This window comes from Pseudomonas sp. W17 (assembly GCF_040268305.1).
In the GTDB taxonomy this organism is placed as follows: Bacteria; Pseudomonadota; Gammaproteobacteria; order Pseudomonadales; family Pseudomonadaceae; genus Aquipseudomonas; species Aquipseudomonas protegens.
The window spans coordinates 2,051,780-2,065,817 of the sequence record NZ_CP158490.1 but is presented as its reverse complement, the minus strand read 5'-3'; the positions used below and the strand labels follow the sequence as shown (position 1 = coordinate 2,065,817).

General features: G+C 65.2%; 15 protein-coding genes. 1 reads left to right on the top strand and 14 read right to left on the bottom strand.

Annotated elements, in window-relative coordinates:
- Positions 1–31: 31 nt before the first annotated feature.
- The 12 genes from ABCR88_RS09605 to ABCR88_RS09550 form a co-directional block, all read right to left on the bottom strand.
- Positions 32–643 (bottom strand): nucleotidyltransferase family protein, encoded by a 612-nt coding sequence (locus ABCR88_RS09605; RefSeq protein WP_350404460.1) that lies wholly within the window; start codon positions 641–643, stop codon positions 32–34.
- The gene (locus ABCR88_RS09600; protein WP_232644432.1) at positions 640–1,635 is read right to left on the bottom strand and encodes an XdhC family protein; all 996 of its coding nucleotides are present in this window, start codon (positions 1,633–1,635) and stop codon (positions 640–642) included. Before ABCR88_RS09600 ends, ABCR88_RS09605 begins: the two co-directional genes overlap by 4 nt.
- Positions 1,635–3,950, bottom strand: a complete 2,316-nt coding sequence (locus ABCR88_RS09595) for a xanthine dehydrogenase family protein molybdopterin-binding subunit (protein WP_041116781.1) — start codon at positions 3,948–3,950, stop codon at positions 1,635–1,637. The genes ABCR88_RS09600 and ABCR88_RS09595 overlap by 1 nt, the downstream gene beginning before the upstream one ends.
- Positions 3,947–4,417: a (2Fe-2S)-binding protein gene (locus tag ABCR88_RS09590; RefSeq protein ID WP_011060107.1), complete on the bottom strand. Its 471-nt coding sequence runs from the start codon at positions 4,415–4,417 to the stop codon at positions 3,947–3,949. The genes ABCR88_RS09595 and ABCR88_RS09590 overlap by 4 nt, the downstream gene beginning before the upstream one ends.
- Positions 4,418–4,659: 242 nt before the next feature.
- Positions 4,660–5,679: a UDP-N-acetylmuramate dehydrogenase gene (gene murB, locus ABCR88_RS09585; RefSeq protein WP_011060106.1), complete on the bottom strand. Its 1,020-nt coding sequence runs from the start codon at positions 5,677–5,679 to the stop codon at positions 4,660–4,662.
- The gene (locus ABCR88_RS09580) at positions 5,676–6,140 is read right to left on the bottom strand and encodes a low molecular weight protein-tyrosine-phosphatase (protein WP_041116777.1); all 465 of its coding nucleotides are present in this window, start codon (positions 6,138–6,140) and stop codon (positions 5,676–5,678) included. Before ABCR88_RS09580 ends, murB begins: the two co-directional genes overlap by 4 nt.
- Positions 6,140–6,904, bottom strand: coding sequence for a 3-deoxy-manno-octulosonate cytidylyltransferase (gene kdsB / locus ABCR88_RS09575; RefSeq protein WP_011060104.1), 765 nt, complete (start codon positions 6,902–6,904; stop codon positions 6,140–6,142). The genes ABCR88_RS09580 and kdsB overlap by 1 nt, the downstream gene beginning before the upstream one ends.
- Positions 6,901–7,086 (bottom strand): Trm112 family protein, encoded by a 186-nt coding sequence (locus tag ABCR88_RS09570; protein WP_011060103.1) that lies wholly within the window; start codon positions 7,084–7,086, stop codon positions 6,901–6,903. The genes kdsB and ABCR88_RS09570 overlap by 4 nt, the downstream gene beginning before the upstream one ends.
- 24 nt (positions 7,087–7,110) lie before the next feature.
- Positions 7,111–8,121, bottom strand: coding sequence for a tetraacyldisaccharide 4'-kinase (gene lpxK / locus ABCR88_RS09565; RefSeq protein ID WP_015634697.1), 1,011 nt, complete (start codon positions 8,119–8,121; stop codon positions 7,111–7,113).
- Positions 8,121–8,549: a biopolymer transporter ExbD gene (locus tag ABCR88_RS09560; protein ID WP_011060101.1), complete on the bottom strand. Its 429-nt coding sequence runs from the start codon at positions 8,547–8,549 to the stop codon at positions 8,121–8,123. Before ABCR88_RS09560 ends, lpxK begins: the two co-directional genes overlap by 1 nt.
- Positions 8,546–9,181 (bottom strand): MotA/TolQ/ExbB proton channel family protein, encoded by a 636-nt coding sequence (locus tag ABCR88_RS09555; protein WP_011060100.1) that lies wholly within the window; start codon positions 9,179–9,181, stop codon positions 8,546–8,548. The genes ABCR88_RS09560 and ABCR88_RS09555 overlap by 4 nt, the downstream gene beginning before the upstream one ends.
- A gap of 102 nt (positions 9,182–9,283) precedes the next feature.
- A complete protein-coding gene (locus tag ABCR88_RS09550) occupies positions 9,284–11,515 on the bottom strand; it encodes a DNA internalization-related competence protein ComEC/Rec2 (RefSeq protein WP_350404459.1) in 2,232 nt (743 codons plus the stop codon).
- Between the two features lie 139 nt (positions 11,516–11,654).
- Here ABCR88_RS09550 and ABCR88_RS09545 point away from each other — a divergent pair, with 139 nt between their 5' ends.
- Positions 11,655–12,170: a DUF2062 domain-containing protein gene (locus ABCR88_RS09545; protein WP_015634695.1), complete on the top strand. Its 516-nt coding sequence runs from the start codon at positions 11,655–11,657 to the stop codon at positions 12,168–12,170.
- Positions 12,171–12,223: 53 nt separating this feature from the next.
- Here the strand turns inward: ABCR88_RS09545 and ABCR88_RS09540 are convergent, their stop codons facing one another.
- Positions 12,224–13,003, bottom strand: coding sequence for an ABC transporter permease (locus ABCR88_RS09540; protein WP_011060097.1), 780 nt, complete (start codon positions 13,001–13,003; stop codon positions 12,224–12,226).
- Positions 13,000–13,932 carry an ABC transporter ATP-binding protein gene (locus ABCR88_RS09535; protein WP_011060096.1) on the bottom strand — a complete coding sequence of 311 codons (933 nt, stop codon included), beginning with the start codon at positions 13,930–13,932 and terminating at the stop codon, positions 13,000–13,002. Before ABCR88_RS09535 ends, ABCR88_RS09540 begins: the two co-directional genes overlap by 4 nt.
- Positions 13,933–14,038: the final 106 nt, after the last annotated feature.

Below are 14,038 nucleotides of genomic sequence, written 5' to 3'. Positions count from 1 at the left end.
AGCCCCGCCCGGGTAACCGGGCGGGGCTTTTTTATACCTGGAGCACCTGACAATCCGGAAACAGCAACGCCTGCGGAACGTCCACATCCCAGGTCACCCCCGGATCCGTCACCGGAACTTCCACCACCCGCCCCGAAGCGAACAGCGGCCGGGCGCCCCGATCACCAGACAGGCCCTGCAACGCTGCACCATAAGACCGGCCAAAGCCCACCGGATGACCCAACTCATCCCCCAGCCGCGGCACGCTGATGCCCTCCTCGGTCATTGCTTCCATCACCCGACTGGCGGTGGCGGGCAGGATAAAGGGCATGTCCCCCAGCCAGACCATCCAGCCCTGGGCATCGGCGCAGGCAGCCACTGCCGCGGCCAGGCTATGCCCCATGCCCACAGAGTCCAGCACCAGTACCTGACAACCGTAGGCATGCGCCAGATCCACCACCTGGGGTCGATCCGCCGTGGTCACCAGCACTCGCCGGGCAACGTCCACCGGCAGGCTCACCAGCACCTGCTCCAGCACCGGCCGCTGCCCCCCGTCACGCCCGCGGCAGGGCGCCAGCAGTTTGTCCTGCCCGGCCCCGGCCACCTGGCGAAAACGCCTGCCCTGCCCCGCCGCCAGGATGATCGCGCAAGGCCTGCGGCTCACCTCACCGTCTCCGCCACTCGCACCGCCAGCTTCTTCTGCTGCGGTTCGACACCATTTTTGAGCGCGACGATTTCGGCCAGCAACGACAAGGCAATCTCCGCCGGCGTATGGCTGCCGATGGGCAATCCGACCGGCCCGTGCAAGCGCTCGATGGCCTGCGCCGAAAGACCCAGCAGCGCCAGATTGTCCCGGCGCTTCTGGCTGTTGGCCCGGGAACCCAGGGCGCCGACATAAAATGCCCGGGAGTCGAGCGCCGTCAGCAGCGCCATGTCATCCAGGCGCGGATCATGGGTCAAGGCCACCACCGCCGTGCGCTCGTCGGGCTCGATGCTCAGCACCGCATCGTCGGGCATCCCGGCGACAAAACGTCCATCCTGCCCCTCCCAGCCATGCACGAACTCCTGGCGCGGATCGCAGATCAGCACCTCGAAATCCAGCAAGCGGGCCATCTGCGCCACATAGCGCGACAACTGCCCGGCGCCGATCAGCAGCAAGCGCCAGCGCGGTCCGTAGATCGCCCGCAGGGTGACCCCGTCAAACGCCAATTCATCGCCACGGTTCGCAGCCTTGAGCAGCACCTGGCCAGTGCCCAGGTTCAGCTCCCGGGCCACGATCTGGTGGGCTTCGCAGCGCTGGAGCAATTCGGCGACCCAGGCCGGGTCGCCAACCCGCTCTTCGGTGAGGCGCAAGGTGCCGCCACAGGGCAGGCCGAATCGCGCCGCTTCCTCCAGGGTCACGCCGTAGGTCACCAGTTGCACCGGCGGCCCGTGGCGAGACAGGCGCCCATCGCCCTGGCGGCTGATCAGGTCATCCTCGATACAGCCTCCGGACACCGAGCCGATCACCACCCCGTCGTCGCGCAAGGCCAGCATGGCGCCGGGTGGCCGCGGCGCGCTGCCCCAGGTCTGCACCACGCTGTACAGCAGCACGCCGCGCCCGGCGCGCCGCCATTCCAGGACACTGCGCAGGACATTCAGGTCGACGCTGTCCATCAGGCGCTCGCCTGCTGCCAGCCCTGCAACTGGTAGCGCACCGGCAGGTTGCGTATGCGCTTGCCGGTGGCGGCGAAGATCGCGTTGCACAGGGCCGGCGCAATCGGCGGCACACCGGGCTCTCCCACCCCGCCCAGGGGCACATCCCCCGGCGGCGTCACCAGGTGCACCTGCACCTGTTTCGGCGCCAGGGACATGCGCGCCACTTCGTACATATGGAAATTGTCCTGCTGGACCTTGCCCTCCTTGAAGCTGATCTCCCCCAGCACCGCATTGCCCAGGCCCATGACGCAGGCCCCTTCGAATTGCGAGCGGATACGCTCGGGGTTGATCTGCGGACCGCAATCCACGGCGATATCGGCCTGATGCACGATCAGCGTGCCATCGTCCTTCACCTCCACCTCGATCACCGCCGCCACATAGGTCACGAAGCTGTAGTGCACGGCCAGCCCCAGACCGCGCCCCTTGGGCAGCGAGCGCCCCCAGCCGGCCGCCTTGGCTGCGGTTTCCAGCACCGTGCGCAGACGCCCGGTATCAATGGGGTAACGCTCGGGGGATTCGCCGTAGTTCCACTCTTCGCTCAGGGTTCGGGGGTCGATCTGACGATCCGGCCCCAGCAGCTTGAGCTGGTACTGCAGCGGATCCTGGCCGGCCTTGTGGGCCAGTTCGTCGACAAAACTCTGGATCGCGAAGCCATGGGGAATGTTCGACACCGAACGGTACCAGCCGACCCGGGTATGGGCCGCGGCCTCGGGGTTTTCCAGGCGCACATTGGGAATCGCGTAGGCCATGTTGGTAAAGCCCATGCCCAGCTCGAAGGCGCCTTCGTGATTCATCCCCGGGGCGAACAGCGCGGTGATGCTCGGCGCCACGGTGCGGTGCAGCCAGGCCGCCGGCAGGCCGTCCTTGTTCAGCCCGGCCTTGAGGTATTCCGCCGACACGGTATGGAAGTAGGAGTTGTGGATATCGTCCTCGCGGGTCCACTGCACCCGCACCGCCTTGCCGGGAAAGGCCTTGGCCAGGATCGCCGCCTCCAGGATGAAGTCGGGCTTGGACTTGCGCCCGAAGCCGCCGCCCAGCAGCGTGACGTTCACTGTGACCTGCTCGAAGCCGATCCCCAGGCGTTCGGCGATTCGCTCGCGGGTCACCTGTGGCGCCTGGCTCGGTGCCCACGCCTCGCAGCGACCGTCCTGGAATCGCGCCACGGCTACCATCGGCTCCATCGGCGCCTGGGCCAGGTGCGGCAGGTAATAGCTGGCTTCCAGGCTGCTCTCCGCGTCCTTCAGGGCCTCATCCAGGTTGCCGGTACTGCGCACCACCTTGCCCGGCTGCCGCGCCGCTGCCTCCAGTTGCTTGCGATATTCGATGGAGTCGTAGCCAGCGTTGGCGCCATCCTCCCACTCGATCCTCAAGGCATCGCGGCCCTTGATCGCCGCCCAGGTGTTGCTCGCCACCACAGCCACGCCGCCCAGGGGCTGGAACTCCGAAGGCAAGGGGCGGCTGTCGATGGGCATGACCTTGATCACCCCCGGTACCTTCAAGGCTGCGCTGTCATCCACCGACTTGACCTTGCCGCCATACACCCGGGGCCGCGCCACCGCCGCGAACAGCATGCCGTCGAAATGCACATCGGCGCCGTACACCGCACGGCCGTTGACGATGTCCTGGCCATCGATGGCCCGGGTGGCCTCCTTGCCGATGTAGCGGAACTCCCCGGGCTGCTTCAGGCGCAGGCTATCCCGGGCAGGCACCGCCAGGGCGCCTGCCGCAGCGGCCAGGGCGCCATAGCCCAGCTCACGCCCGGTGGGCTGGTGAACCACCTTGTGCAACTGCGCCCGACACTGCGCCAATGGCACCTGCCACTGCGCAGCGGCGGCCTGTTCCAGCATGGCCCGCGCAGCCGCGCCACAGCGGCGCATGGGCTCGTACCAATGACGCATGCTGCGCGAGCCGTCGGTGTCCTGGTTGCCGAAACGCACCTCGTCACCCGGTGCCTGGCGGACCTTGACCTGCTCCCAGTCGGCGTCCAGTTCATCGGCCACCACCATACTCAGGCTGGTGCGCACGCCCTGGCCCATCTCCGAGCGATTGCAGATCACCGTGACGCTGCCGTCGCTGGCAATGCTCACGTAGACCTTGGGGTCATCGACCCAGCCGTGGGGCATGCCGTCGGCACCGAATTTCTTGTCCTCGGCAAAGGCCTCCTGCCAGCCCCAGCTCGCAGCCAGCACCAGGGCCCCGGTGGCCCCCACACCTTTGAGAAAGCCCCGGCGGCTGAGGTTACTCAGGGCAAAATCCTGCGGTAGACGGTTCATGCCTTGGCCTCCTGTAGATGGCTGGAAGCCTGGCGGATCGCGGTCTTGATCCGGTTGTAAGTACCGCAGCGGCAGATATTGCCAAGCATCGCCTCTTCGATCTGCTCGTCGCTGGGGTTGGGGTGGACCTTGAGCAAGGCGGTGGCCGACATGATCTGCCCGCCCTGGCAGTAACCGCACTGGGCCACCGCCGTATCCAGCCAGGCCTGCTGCACCACCTGCCCTACCGGGTCGGTATGCAGGTTGTCGATGGTGCTGACGTTCTTGCCCTGCACCGAGCCTATCGGCGTGATGCAACTGCGCGCCGGGTCGCCGTCGATATGAATCGTACAGGCGCCGCACAGGCCCATGCCGCAGCCAAACTTGGTGCCGTTGTAGCCCGCCACGTCGCGGATAGCCCACAGCAGCGGCATGTCCTCGGTGACGTCCAGTTGATGATCTTGACCGTTGAGCTTCAGGGTAATCATGGGCACGCCCGCATTTTCTGAGTGATGGGGTCGAGTCATCCGCCGTGCAGTACCGCGGATGCGGTGCACGCAGATCGGCTCAGGCTAATCGGGCTCTCTTGTGAAGACAGGCTTCACCGGGCCTTTGGGAACAGCAGAAAGCTGATTCTTAGCCTGCTAAGTTAAGCCGCAATTAACAAAAAAGCCTTGCCCGAACGTCAGCCAGGCAAGGCTTTTTGCTATCCACCGCAAGCCGGCTCTCGTTAATAGAGGTTGGGCTCCATCTCCAGCTCGACACTGAAACGCTCGGCGATATCGCGCTGGATCCGCCGCGCCAGTTCCAGCAACTGCAGGCCGCTGGCGCCGCCATAGTTGACCAGCACCAGCGATTGCAAGCGATGGACCCCGGCATCCGCCTCGCGAAAGCCCTTCCAGCCCGCCTGTTCGATCAGCCAACCGGCCGCCAGCTTCACCTGCCCATCGGCCTGGGGGTAACCCACCAGCCCCGGATGCGACTGCTTGATCTGCGCCGCCAGTGCCGCCGGCACCACCGGGTTCTTGAAGAAGCTGCCGGCATTGCCCAGCACGGCAGGGTCCGGGAGCTTCTCGCTGCGGATGCTGCAGATCGCCCGGCTGACATCGCTGGCCGTCGGCTGTTCGATGCCCTGCTCGCTCAGGCGCTGGCGCACCGGACCGTATTCCAGGTGCAGGTGATCGACACGGTTCAGGGCAAAGCGCACCCGCAGGATCAACCAGCGACCGGCCTGATGCTTGAACAGGCTGTCGCGGTACGCGAACTGACACTGCGCCAGGTCGAATTCCCGCAGCTCGCCGGTCTGCCGATCGAGGGCGGTCAGGCCGGCGAACACGTCCTTGATCTCCACCCCATAGGCGCCGATGTTCTGCATCGGTGCGGCGCCGACGGTGCCGGGAATCAGGCTCAGGTTCTCCAGCCCGGACAGGCCCTGCTCCAGGGTCCACTGGACAAAGGGATGCCAGGTTTCCCCGGCCTCGGCCTCGACCACCACCCGCTGCCCGTCATCGCTGAGCAGGCGAATGCCACGAGTGGCCATGCGCAGCACCAGGGCCTGGATATCCGCCGTCAGCAGCAGGTTGCTGCCGCCGCCGATCACCAGCAGCGGCAACTGGTGGGTAGCGCAATAGGCCAGGGCCTCGCGTACCTCGTCGTCGCTATGGGCCTGGGCAAACCACTTCGCCTTGACCTCGACCCCGAAGCTGTTGAACGGCTTGAGGGACACATCGGCCTGAATGTCCAGGGTCATAGCCGCCCCTTCAATTCGACCACTAGCCGGTCGCAGGCATCCTCGATCAGGTCCAGCACCTGCTCGAAACCCTGCTCGCCGTCGTAGTACGGATCCGGCACTTCATCCAGTGCCCCCTCGTAGCGACGCAGGAACAGGTCCAGCTCGGCCTTGCCCCGGGCCGGTTGCAGGGCCTTGAGGTTGCGCAGGTTGCTCTGGTCCATGGCGAAGATCAGGTCATAGGCAGCGAAATCGGCGCTGCCGACCTGCTGCGCCCGTTGCGCTGACAGGTCGTAGCCGCGCCGCAAGGCAGCCTGCTGGCTGCGCTTGTCCGGGGCCTTGCCGATGTGCCAGTCGCTGGTGCCCGCAGAGGCGACCTGCACCTGGTCACCCAGGCCGGCCTCGTGCAACTTGCGGCGCAGCACGCCTTCGGCGGTGGGCGAGCGGCAGATATTGCCCAGGCAGACGAACAGAACCCGCATCAGGCCTCCAGCAGGCGCCGAACGCGCTCAAGGTCTTCGGCGGTATCGACGCCGGTAGGCGGTGCTTCCAGGGCGTCGGCCACGTGGATCCGCACGCCATGCCACAGGGCACGCAGTTGCTCCAGGGATTCGGTGTTTTCCAGCCAGCACGGGCCCCAACTGACGAAGTCGTGAAGAAAGCCGGCGCGGTAGGCATAGATGCCGATGTGACGGCGATAAGGCACGCCTTCGGGCAGTTGCTCACGACTCTGGGCAAAGGCATCCCGGGCCCAGGGCAAGGTGGCGCGGCTGAAGGTCAGGGCCAGGCCGTTGAGGTCGCTGACCACCTTGACCACATTGGGGTTGAACAGGGTCTGCACGTCCTCGATCGGCTCGGCCAGGGTGGCCATGCGCGCTTCGGTGTGGGCTGCCAGGTTGGCCGCTACCTGATCGATCACCGACGGCGGGATCAACGGCTCGTCGCCTTGTACGTTGACCACGATCGCATCCGCGGCCAGGCCCAGCTGGGCGGCGACTTCCGCCAGCCGGTCGGTGCCGGAGTTGTGATCTTCCCGGGTCAGCAGCGCCTCGGCGCCAAAGCCCTGGCAGGCCTCGACGATGCGCTGATCATCGGTGGCCACAACGACCCGCTCGGCGCTGCTCTTGCGCGCCTGTTCCCAGACCCACTGGATCATCGGCTTGCCGGCGATCAGTTGGAGCGGCTTGCCTGGCAGGCGAGTGGAGGCGTAGCGCGCCGGGATGACAACGGTAAAGGCGCTGCTCATTTGTCCAGGCGCTCTTCGGTGGTCAGGGTGCGCGCTTCGCTTTCCAGCATCACCGGGATGCCATCGCGAATCGGATAAGCCAGGCCAGCGCCCTTGCTGATCAGCTCGGTCTTGTCGGCGCTGAGTTTGAGGGGGCCTTTGCAGATCGGGCAGGCGAGGATGTCGAGCAGTTTGGTGTCCATGAGGATTCCCTGGATAAAAGCGAATTAAGGCAGCAGACGATCAGGCAGCAGGCGCATCAACTGGGTGTCGAACCAGGCGACGAAGGCCGGCGAAGGCTGGGCATCGACCGCCAGGTACCACCAGTCGTCTGCCGCGAAAGCCCGGCACTTGACCGCATCTTTCTCGGTCATGACCAGCGGCAATGACGGGGTGAAGGTCAAGGCCTGCGCACTGTATTGAGCATGATCGGCAAATGCATGGGGAACAGGCCGCCAGTGTAGCGTTTCAAGGGTGTTGAAGAAACGCTGGGGATTGCCGATGCCCGCCACCGCATGCAGCGCCTGGCCGGGGGCGAAATGCTCCAGCGCACGGCGCTCGCCACTGCGCAGGTTGACCAGCACCGAGGGCTTGAGATGAAAGGCGAACCCCTCGTCACGGTCATCAACTGCGCCGTTGTAGAGCACCGCGTCGACGCTCTGCAAACGCTCCGCCGGCTCGCGCAGCGGCCCGGCAGGCAGGCAGCGGCGGTTGCCCAGGCCGCGGGCGGCATCGATCAGCACCAGCTCCAGGTCACGGGCCAGGCGGTAGTGCTGCAGGCCGTCGTCGGAGAGGATCAGGTCCAGCGGCTCGGCGGCCAGCAGGGCCTGTACCGCGCGGCCGCGATCCGGATCGATCATCAGCGGCACGCCGCAGCGCTGGACGATCAGCAGCGGCTCATCACCGGCCACCGCGGCGCAATCTTCGGCGCTGACGCGCCAGGGCAGTTGCGCCGGCTTGGCACCGTAGCCGCGGCTGACCACCCCGACCCGCAACCCGAGGCGCTGGCAGTGCTCCACCAGCCACAGGATCAACGGCGTCTTGCCGGTGCCGCCGACGGTGATGTTGCCCACCACGATCAGCGGCACAGGTGGTTGATAGATCGCCCCCTCACCTGCAAGAAAGCGCTGGCGCTTGCCCGTCACCACTCGGCGATACAGGCATTCCAGGGGGCGCAGCAGTTTCAGCGCGGGGTGGCCGTTGTACCAGGCATTGAGCAGGCGATCGGAAAGTGCCATCAGGGTGCCGGGTCCGCCTCGACGGTGGTCATGCGCAGGTGGCTGAAACCGAGCTTGCCGGCTGCATCCATGGCAGTGATCACCGCTTGATGCTGGGTCTTGCCGTCGGCGCTGATGGACAGCGGCAGGTTGGTGTCGCCCGCCGACTCCTTCTGCAGGGCCTCGATCAAGGTCTCCAGGTCATTTTTGGGCAGGACCTGGTTGTTCACCGAAAACACGCCGTCGGCGCTGATGGCGATATCCAGTTGCTTGACCTGCTGGTCTTCGGCCGGCGAGCCGCTGACCGCTTCCGGCAGGTCGACCCGCAGCTCGGTTTCCCGGGTGAAGGTGGTGGTGACAACAAAGAACAGCAGCAGGATGAACACCACGTCGATCAACGACGCCAGGTTGATGTCCACGGTTTCCCGGGGCTTGCGACGGAATTTCACGCTTTGCCCTCGGCCAGATCGACATCGCGGTCGCCCTGGATCACTTCCACCAGCTTGATCGCCTCCTGCTCCATGCCCACCACCAGTTCATCGACCCGGCGTTGCAGGAAGCGGTGGAAGAACACCGAGGGAATGCCCACCATCAGGCCGGCGGCGGTGGTGATCAGGGCTTTGGAAATACCGCCTGCGAGGATGTGCGCGTTGGTGGTCATGCCCGAGCCCATGAACGAACTGAAGATGTCGATCATGCCCAGCACGGTGCCCAGCAGGCCCAGCAGCGGTGCCATAGCGGCAATGGTGCCGAGGGCGTTGAGGTAGCGTTCCAGCTCATGGATGACCCGGGCGGCAGCCTCCTCGATGCATTCCTTCATGATCTCGCGGCCATGCTTGGAGTTGGCCAGGCCCGCCGCCAGAATCTCGCCCAGGGGCGAATCGGCGCGCAGTTCCTTGAGTTTTTCCTTGTTCAGCTGCTTGTCCTTGATCCAGCGCCAGACCTGCCCCAGCAGGTGGGGCGGGGTGACACGGCTGGCCCGTAGGGTCCACAGACGCTCGGCAATGATGCCCACGGCAGCAATGGAACTCAGAATGATCGGCAACATCATCCAGCCGCCGGATTTGACCAATTCCCACACAGTGACAGCCCCCTCGAAAAAGTGCGCCACTCTAACATAGGGGCCGGACGCACCGAAGACCGTGATGTCGCATGCTCACAGGCTTTAATAACCCACGGTTATTTAAGGCATTGCGGGCGGCTCACGCCAGAATCGCCGCTGCTCGCGAAGGCCATGTGCCGCCCCGAAGACCCCCAGTTGCAGCCTCAGGGCACCCTGTTCGGCGCTGTCATAAATTGCCATGTCCAGGCGCCGATAGCGTGCCAGCACTTGAGGATGGGGGTGGCCGAAGGCATTGCCCCGACCACGGGAAATCAGCACCGCGTCGGGGGCCAGCCGCTGCAGCAAGGCCATGGATGAAGAGGTACGGCTGCCGTGATGGGGTGCCTGCAGCCAGTGGGTCCGCACCGCCAGCGGGCTGTCGAGCAAGGCTCGTTCGGCACGAGCGTCGATGTCCCCGGTAAGCAGCAGGCGCTCGCCGGCAGCCTCGACCTGGAGCACGCACGAGGCCTGATTGCCGTCGGTCGCCGCCGCCCATTGCCACTGGCGAAAGCGCACGCCATTCCACACCCAGCTCAGCCCACTGTCGCAAGGCCTTGCCTGCAGGCCCGCGGGCAAGGCGTCGGGCTGGCCACCGCGGACCTCGCCCACGGGCATTGCGCGCTGCACCGCCTGGGCGCCACCGGCATGGTCGTTGTCGGCATGGCTGAGCAGCATCAGGTCCAGCCGCCGGATGCCGAGCCTGTGCAGGGTCGGCACTACCACTCGCTCTCCCAGGTCGAACTCGGCGACCCGCGCGCCAGCGTCATACAGCAGGGCGTGATCACGGGTACGCAGGATGAATGACAGGCCCTGCCCCACATCCAGCTGCCAGACCTCCACCTCGCCTTCGGGCACTCGCGCCAGGGGTGGCCAGACCGCCAGGAGCAACAGCGGCCAACCCAGAACCCGCATGGGCACGCCCCTGGGCAACAGCAGCAACAGGCAGCCCAGAGCATTCATGCCCCATAGCCACAGAGGGATCTGCGGCGGCACCCAGGCCGGCCACCCACCGGCAATCAATCCGAGCAAGCGGAACAACCCGTCCAGCAATCCACCGGCCAGCCACAACAGGCCCTCACCCACATAAGGCACCGGCAGCAGCAGGCTGCCGAGCAAAGCCGGCGGCAACACCAGAAAGCTGATCCAGGGCACCGCCAGCAAATTGGCCAGCGGCCCGCTGAGGCTGATAGGCAGCCCCAGAGCCAGCAACGGCGGCAGCAGGCCAACGGCGATCAACCATTGGGCCCGGGTCCAGCCCTGCCACCAGCTCCACGCCCCCAGGCGCCCGGCAAAGATCAAGATCAGGATTGCCACTGCGGCAAAGGACAGCCAGAACCCCGCCTGCAAGCTGGCCAGCGGCTCGGCCAGCAACACCGCATTCAACGCCAGCAGCAGGGGCCAGCCGGCCCGCAGATGGCGAAAGCGCATGCGCCAGAGCAGTACCAGGGCGACCATCACACAGGCGCGCTGCACTGGCACATCGAACCCCGCCAGCAGGCCGTAGCCCAGGGCGCCGAGCCAGGCCAGGGCACAGGCCCAGGGCAACCACGGCAAGCGCTCGGGCCAGAGACCATGGCGGGACAGCCCGGCCACCGCGAAATAGATCACCCCAGCCAGCAGGCTGATGTGCTGCCCGGAAATCACCATCAAGTGGACGGTGCCGGTGTCCTGCAACAGCTGCCAGTCTTGCCGCGTCAGGCCGGAACCGTCGCCCATCACCAGCGCCGCCAACCCCGCACCGCGCCCCTGAGCCTCGACCTCTAGCAAGCGCTGGCGCAAGCCTTGCCGCCAGGCCTGAGGGGCCGGTGCCAGCAACTGCCCGGCCTTGACCGTGCCGGTGGCGCCGATACGGCGCGCCAGCAGCCAGGCCTGGTAATCGAAGCCCTGGGGATTCAACAAACCCATCGGCTGGCGAAGCTTGACCGCCAGCCGCCAGCGCTCGCCACTCTTGAGCGCCGGGCCCTCACGCCAGGCCAGCCGCATGCGCCGGGGCAGCTGCTCACGGCGGGCCTGGGCATCTTCCAGCTCGAAACGCACCACGCCGCCCGCCTGCTCCGGCAGGCCGCTCACCCGCCCCTCCAGCCAGCGGGTCTGTGCCTCCAGGCGCGGCGCCAGGCGATCATCCAGGGCCGACTGCGCGGACACACAGGCCCAGGTGAAACCGAACAGGAAAAATGCCACCGGATGTGTACGAAACGGCAACAGCATCAAGGCCAGTATCGCCATACACAGCAGCAGCCAGCCTGGGGGCAAGGCCGTCATGAAACCCAGCGCCAGCAGCCCTGCAGCCAGCGCCAGCATTGCGCTACGCATCCGCCCGCCCCTCCTTGGGAGTTCATACTCTTGGCTTAGTCGAGGATGAGCAGCGCGGCTTTATCATTTGTCACAATGTCTGAATTTTCGCCGACTAGAATCCGGTCATAATCGTCGCCTGATCCGACCGAGAAGCCTTATGCCCCGGCGCTTATTCAAACGTTACATGCCAGATCCGACCAGCATCCGGGAACACAAGTCCTTACGCTTTCTCGGCACCCTGCTGCATGACGCCAACCTCTGGCACCTCAATCGACACTCGGTGGCCCGGGCCATGGCCGTGGGCCTGTTCGCCGCCTTTATTCCCATTCCGATGCAGATGTTGCTGGCTGCGGTACTGGCCATCTGGCTACGCGGCAATATGCCCATCAGTGTCAGCCTGGTCTGGTTGACCAACCCCATCACCATGCCGCCGGTGTTCTTCTGCACCTACCAACTGGGGGCCTGGCTGATGAACGTGCCGCCGCGCACCCTGCCCGACGAGCTGACCTGGGAGTGGATCAGCAGCCAGCTGGCAACCCTGTGGCAACCCTTCCTCCTCGGCTCGGTGGTGGCCGGGCTGGTGCTGGGGGCCACTGCCTATTGCCTGACCATGCTCTATTGGCGCTGGTGGGTCGCGCGCCAATGGTCCAGGCGCAAGCAGCAACGGCAGTGACCAACGAAAACGGCCTCCCGAGGGAGGCCGTTTGCATGACGCACTAAAGGCATTTACTGACGCATGCCGCGCCCGCTCACCAGCAGCCGTGCGCAACCGATATACAGCACCAGGGTGGCCACCAGCATGAAGGTAATGGCGATGCTGATCTTGATGTCCGACACCCCGAGGATGCCGAAACGGAAAGCGTTGACCATGTGCAGCACCGGGTTGGCCAGGGACACCGTCTGCCAGAACGGCGGCAGCAGGTTGATCGAGTAGAACACCCCGCCCAGGTAGGTCAGGGGCGTCAGAACGAAGGTCGGGATGATCGAGATATCGTCGAAGTTGCGTGCAAAGACTGCGTTGATGAAGCCCAGCAGCGAGAAGATGGTCGCGGTCAGCACAACCACCAGCACCGTGATGCCCAGGTGGTGCACCTGCAGCGTGGTGAAGAACAGCGACAGCAGCGTCACGATGACCCCCACCATCAGCCCCCGCAGCACCCCGCCCAAGGTGTAGCCAATGAGAATGGTATGGGGCGACAACGGCGAGACCATCAACTCCTCGATGGAGCGCTGGAACTTGCTGCCGAAGAAGCTCGATACCACGTTGCCGTAGGAGTTGGTGATCACCGACATCATGATCAGCCCCGGAACGATGTACTCCATGTAGGTGAAACCACCCATGTCGCCGATCTGCCGGCCGATCAGGTTACCGAAGATGACGAAGTACAGGACCATGGTGATGGCCGGGGGCAGCAGGGTCTGCGGCCAGATCCGGGTGAAGCGCCGGACTTCGCGATAGACAATGGTGTTGAGCGCCACCAGGTTGGGTTTGAACTCCGAACTCATACCGCCACCTTCGACAGATTCTTCTCCACCAGGGACACGAACAACTCCTCAAGACGGTTGGTTTTGTTACGCAGGCTCAGCACCTCGATGTTCTGCAGGGCCAGTTGGCCGAACAGCGCGGTGATGCCCACGGCCTTGTCCACCTGGACCTCCAGGGTATGGCTGTCCACCAGCCGGGTCGGATAGCCGGCCAGTTGCGGCGCCACGCTCAGGTCGTTCTTCAGGTCGAGGAGGAAAGTCTCCACATGCAGCTGGCTGAGCAACTGGCGCATGCTGGTGTTCTCGACGATGGTGCCGTGGTCGATGATGCCGATGTTGCGGCACAGCTGTTCAGCCTCTTCCAGGTAGTGGGTGGTGAGGATGATGGTGATGCCTTTCTGGTTGAGCTCGGTAAGAAAGCTCCACATGGAACGGCGCAGCTCGATATCGACCCCGGCGGTAGGTTCGTCAAGGATCAACAGGCGCGGTTCATGCACCAGCGCGCGGGCGATCATCAGGCGCCGCTTCATGCCACCGGACAGGGAACGCGAAGGCACATCGCGCTTGTCCCACAGGCCGAGCTGGGTCAGGTACTGCTCGGCGCGCTGCTTGGCGATCTTCGCCGGAATGCCGTAGTAGCCGGCCTGGGTCACGACGATGTCGAAGGTTTTCTCGAACTGGTTGAAGTTGAATTCCTGCGGCACCACGCCGATGCAACGCTTGAGCGCCGCCGGCTCACGATCCAGGTCGTGGCCGAAGACGCTCACCGTACCGCTGGTCTTGTTCACCAGGGTCGAGAGAATGCCGATGGTGGTGGATTTGCCGGCCCCGTTAGGGCCGAGCAGGGCGAAAAAGTCACCTTCGGCGACATCCAGATCGATACCACTCAGGGCCTGGAAACCGTTGCCGTAGGTTTTGGTTAGCTGCCGGATGGACAGAGCGGAACTCATATCGGATTCATGCACCAAGAAGGGGGAATTTTATAAGTAAGGGCGGCCCGAGCCGATTGCAACGACGCCGGACGCCCGCCATGTTGCGTGCCTGCGTCGTGCAAGT

Excerpts from the sequence above, each read along its gene's own strand:
- ABCR88_RS09595 (WP_041116781.1), bottom strand. The coding sequence starts at position 3,950 with ATGAACCGTCTACCGCAGGATTTTGCCCTGAGTAACCTCAGCCGCCGG.
- ABCR88_RS09545 (WP_015634695.1), top strand. The coding sequence starts at position 11,655 with ATGCCCCGGCGCTTATTCAAACGTTACATGCCAGATCCGACCAGCATC.
- ABCR88_RS09550 (WP_350404459.1), bottom strand. The coding sequence starts at position 11,515 with ATGCGTAGCGCAATGCTGGCGCTGGCTGCAGGGCTGCTGGCGCTGGGT.
- ABCR88_RS09570 (WP_011060103.1), bottom strand. The coding sequence starts at position 7,086 with ATGGACACCAAACTGCTCGACATCCTCGCCTGCCCGATCTGCAAAGGC.
- ABCR88_RS09535 (WP_011060096.1), bottom strand. The coding sequence starts at position 13,932 with ATGAGTTCCGCTCTGTCCATCCGGCAGCTAACCAAAACCTACGGCAAC.
- ABCR88_RS09600 (WP_232644432.1), bottom strand. The coding sequence starts at position 1,635 with ATGGACAGCGTCGACCTGAATGTCCTGCGCAGTGTCCTGGAATGGCGG.
- murB (WP_011060106.1), bottom strand. The coding sequence starts at position 5,679 with ATGACCCTGGACATTCAGGCCGATGTGTCCCTCAAGCCGTTCAACAGC.
- lpxK (WP_015634697.1), bottom strand. The coding sequence starts at position 8,121 with ATGGCACTTTCCGATCGCCTGCTCAATGCCTGGTACAACGGCCACCCC.
- ABCR88_RS09540 (WP_011060097.1), bottom strand. The coding sequence starts at position 13,003 with ATGAGTTCGGAGTTCAAACCCAACCTGGTGGCGCTCAACACCATTGTC.
- kdsB (WP_011060104.1), bottom strand. The coding sequence starts at position 6,904 with ATGAGCAGCGCCTTTACCGTTGTCATCCCGGCGCGCTACGCCTCCACT.
- ABCR88_RS09580 (WP_041116777.1), bottom strand. The coding sequence starts at position 6,140 with ATGCGGGTTCTGTTCGTCTGCCTGGGCAATATCTGCCGCTCGCCCACC.
- ABCR88_RS09590 (WP_011060107.1), bottom strand. The coding sequence starts at position 4,417 with ATGATTACCCTGAAGCTCAACGGTCAAGATCATCAACTGGACGTCACC.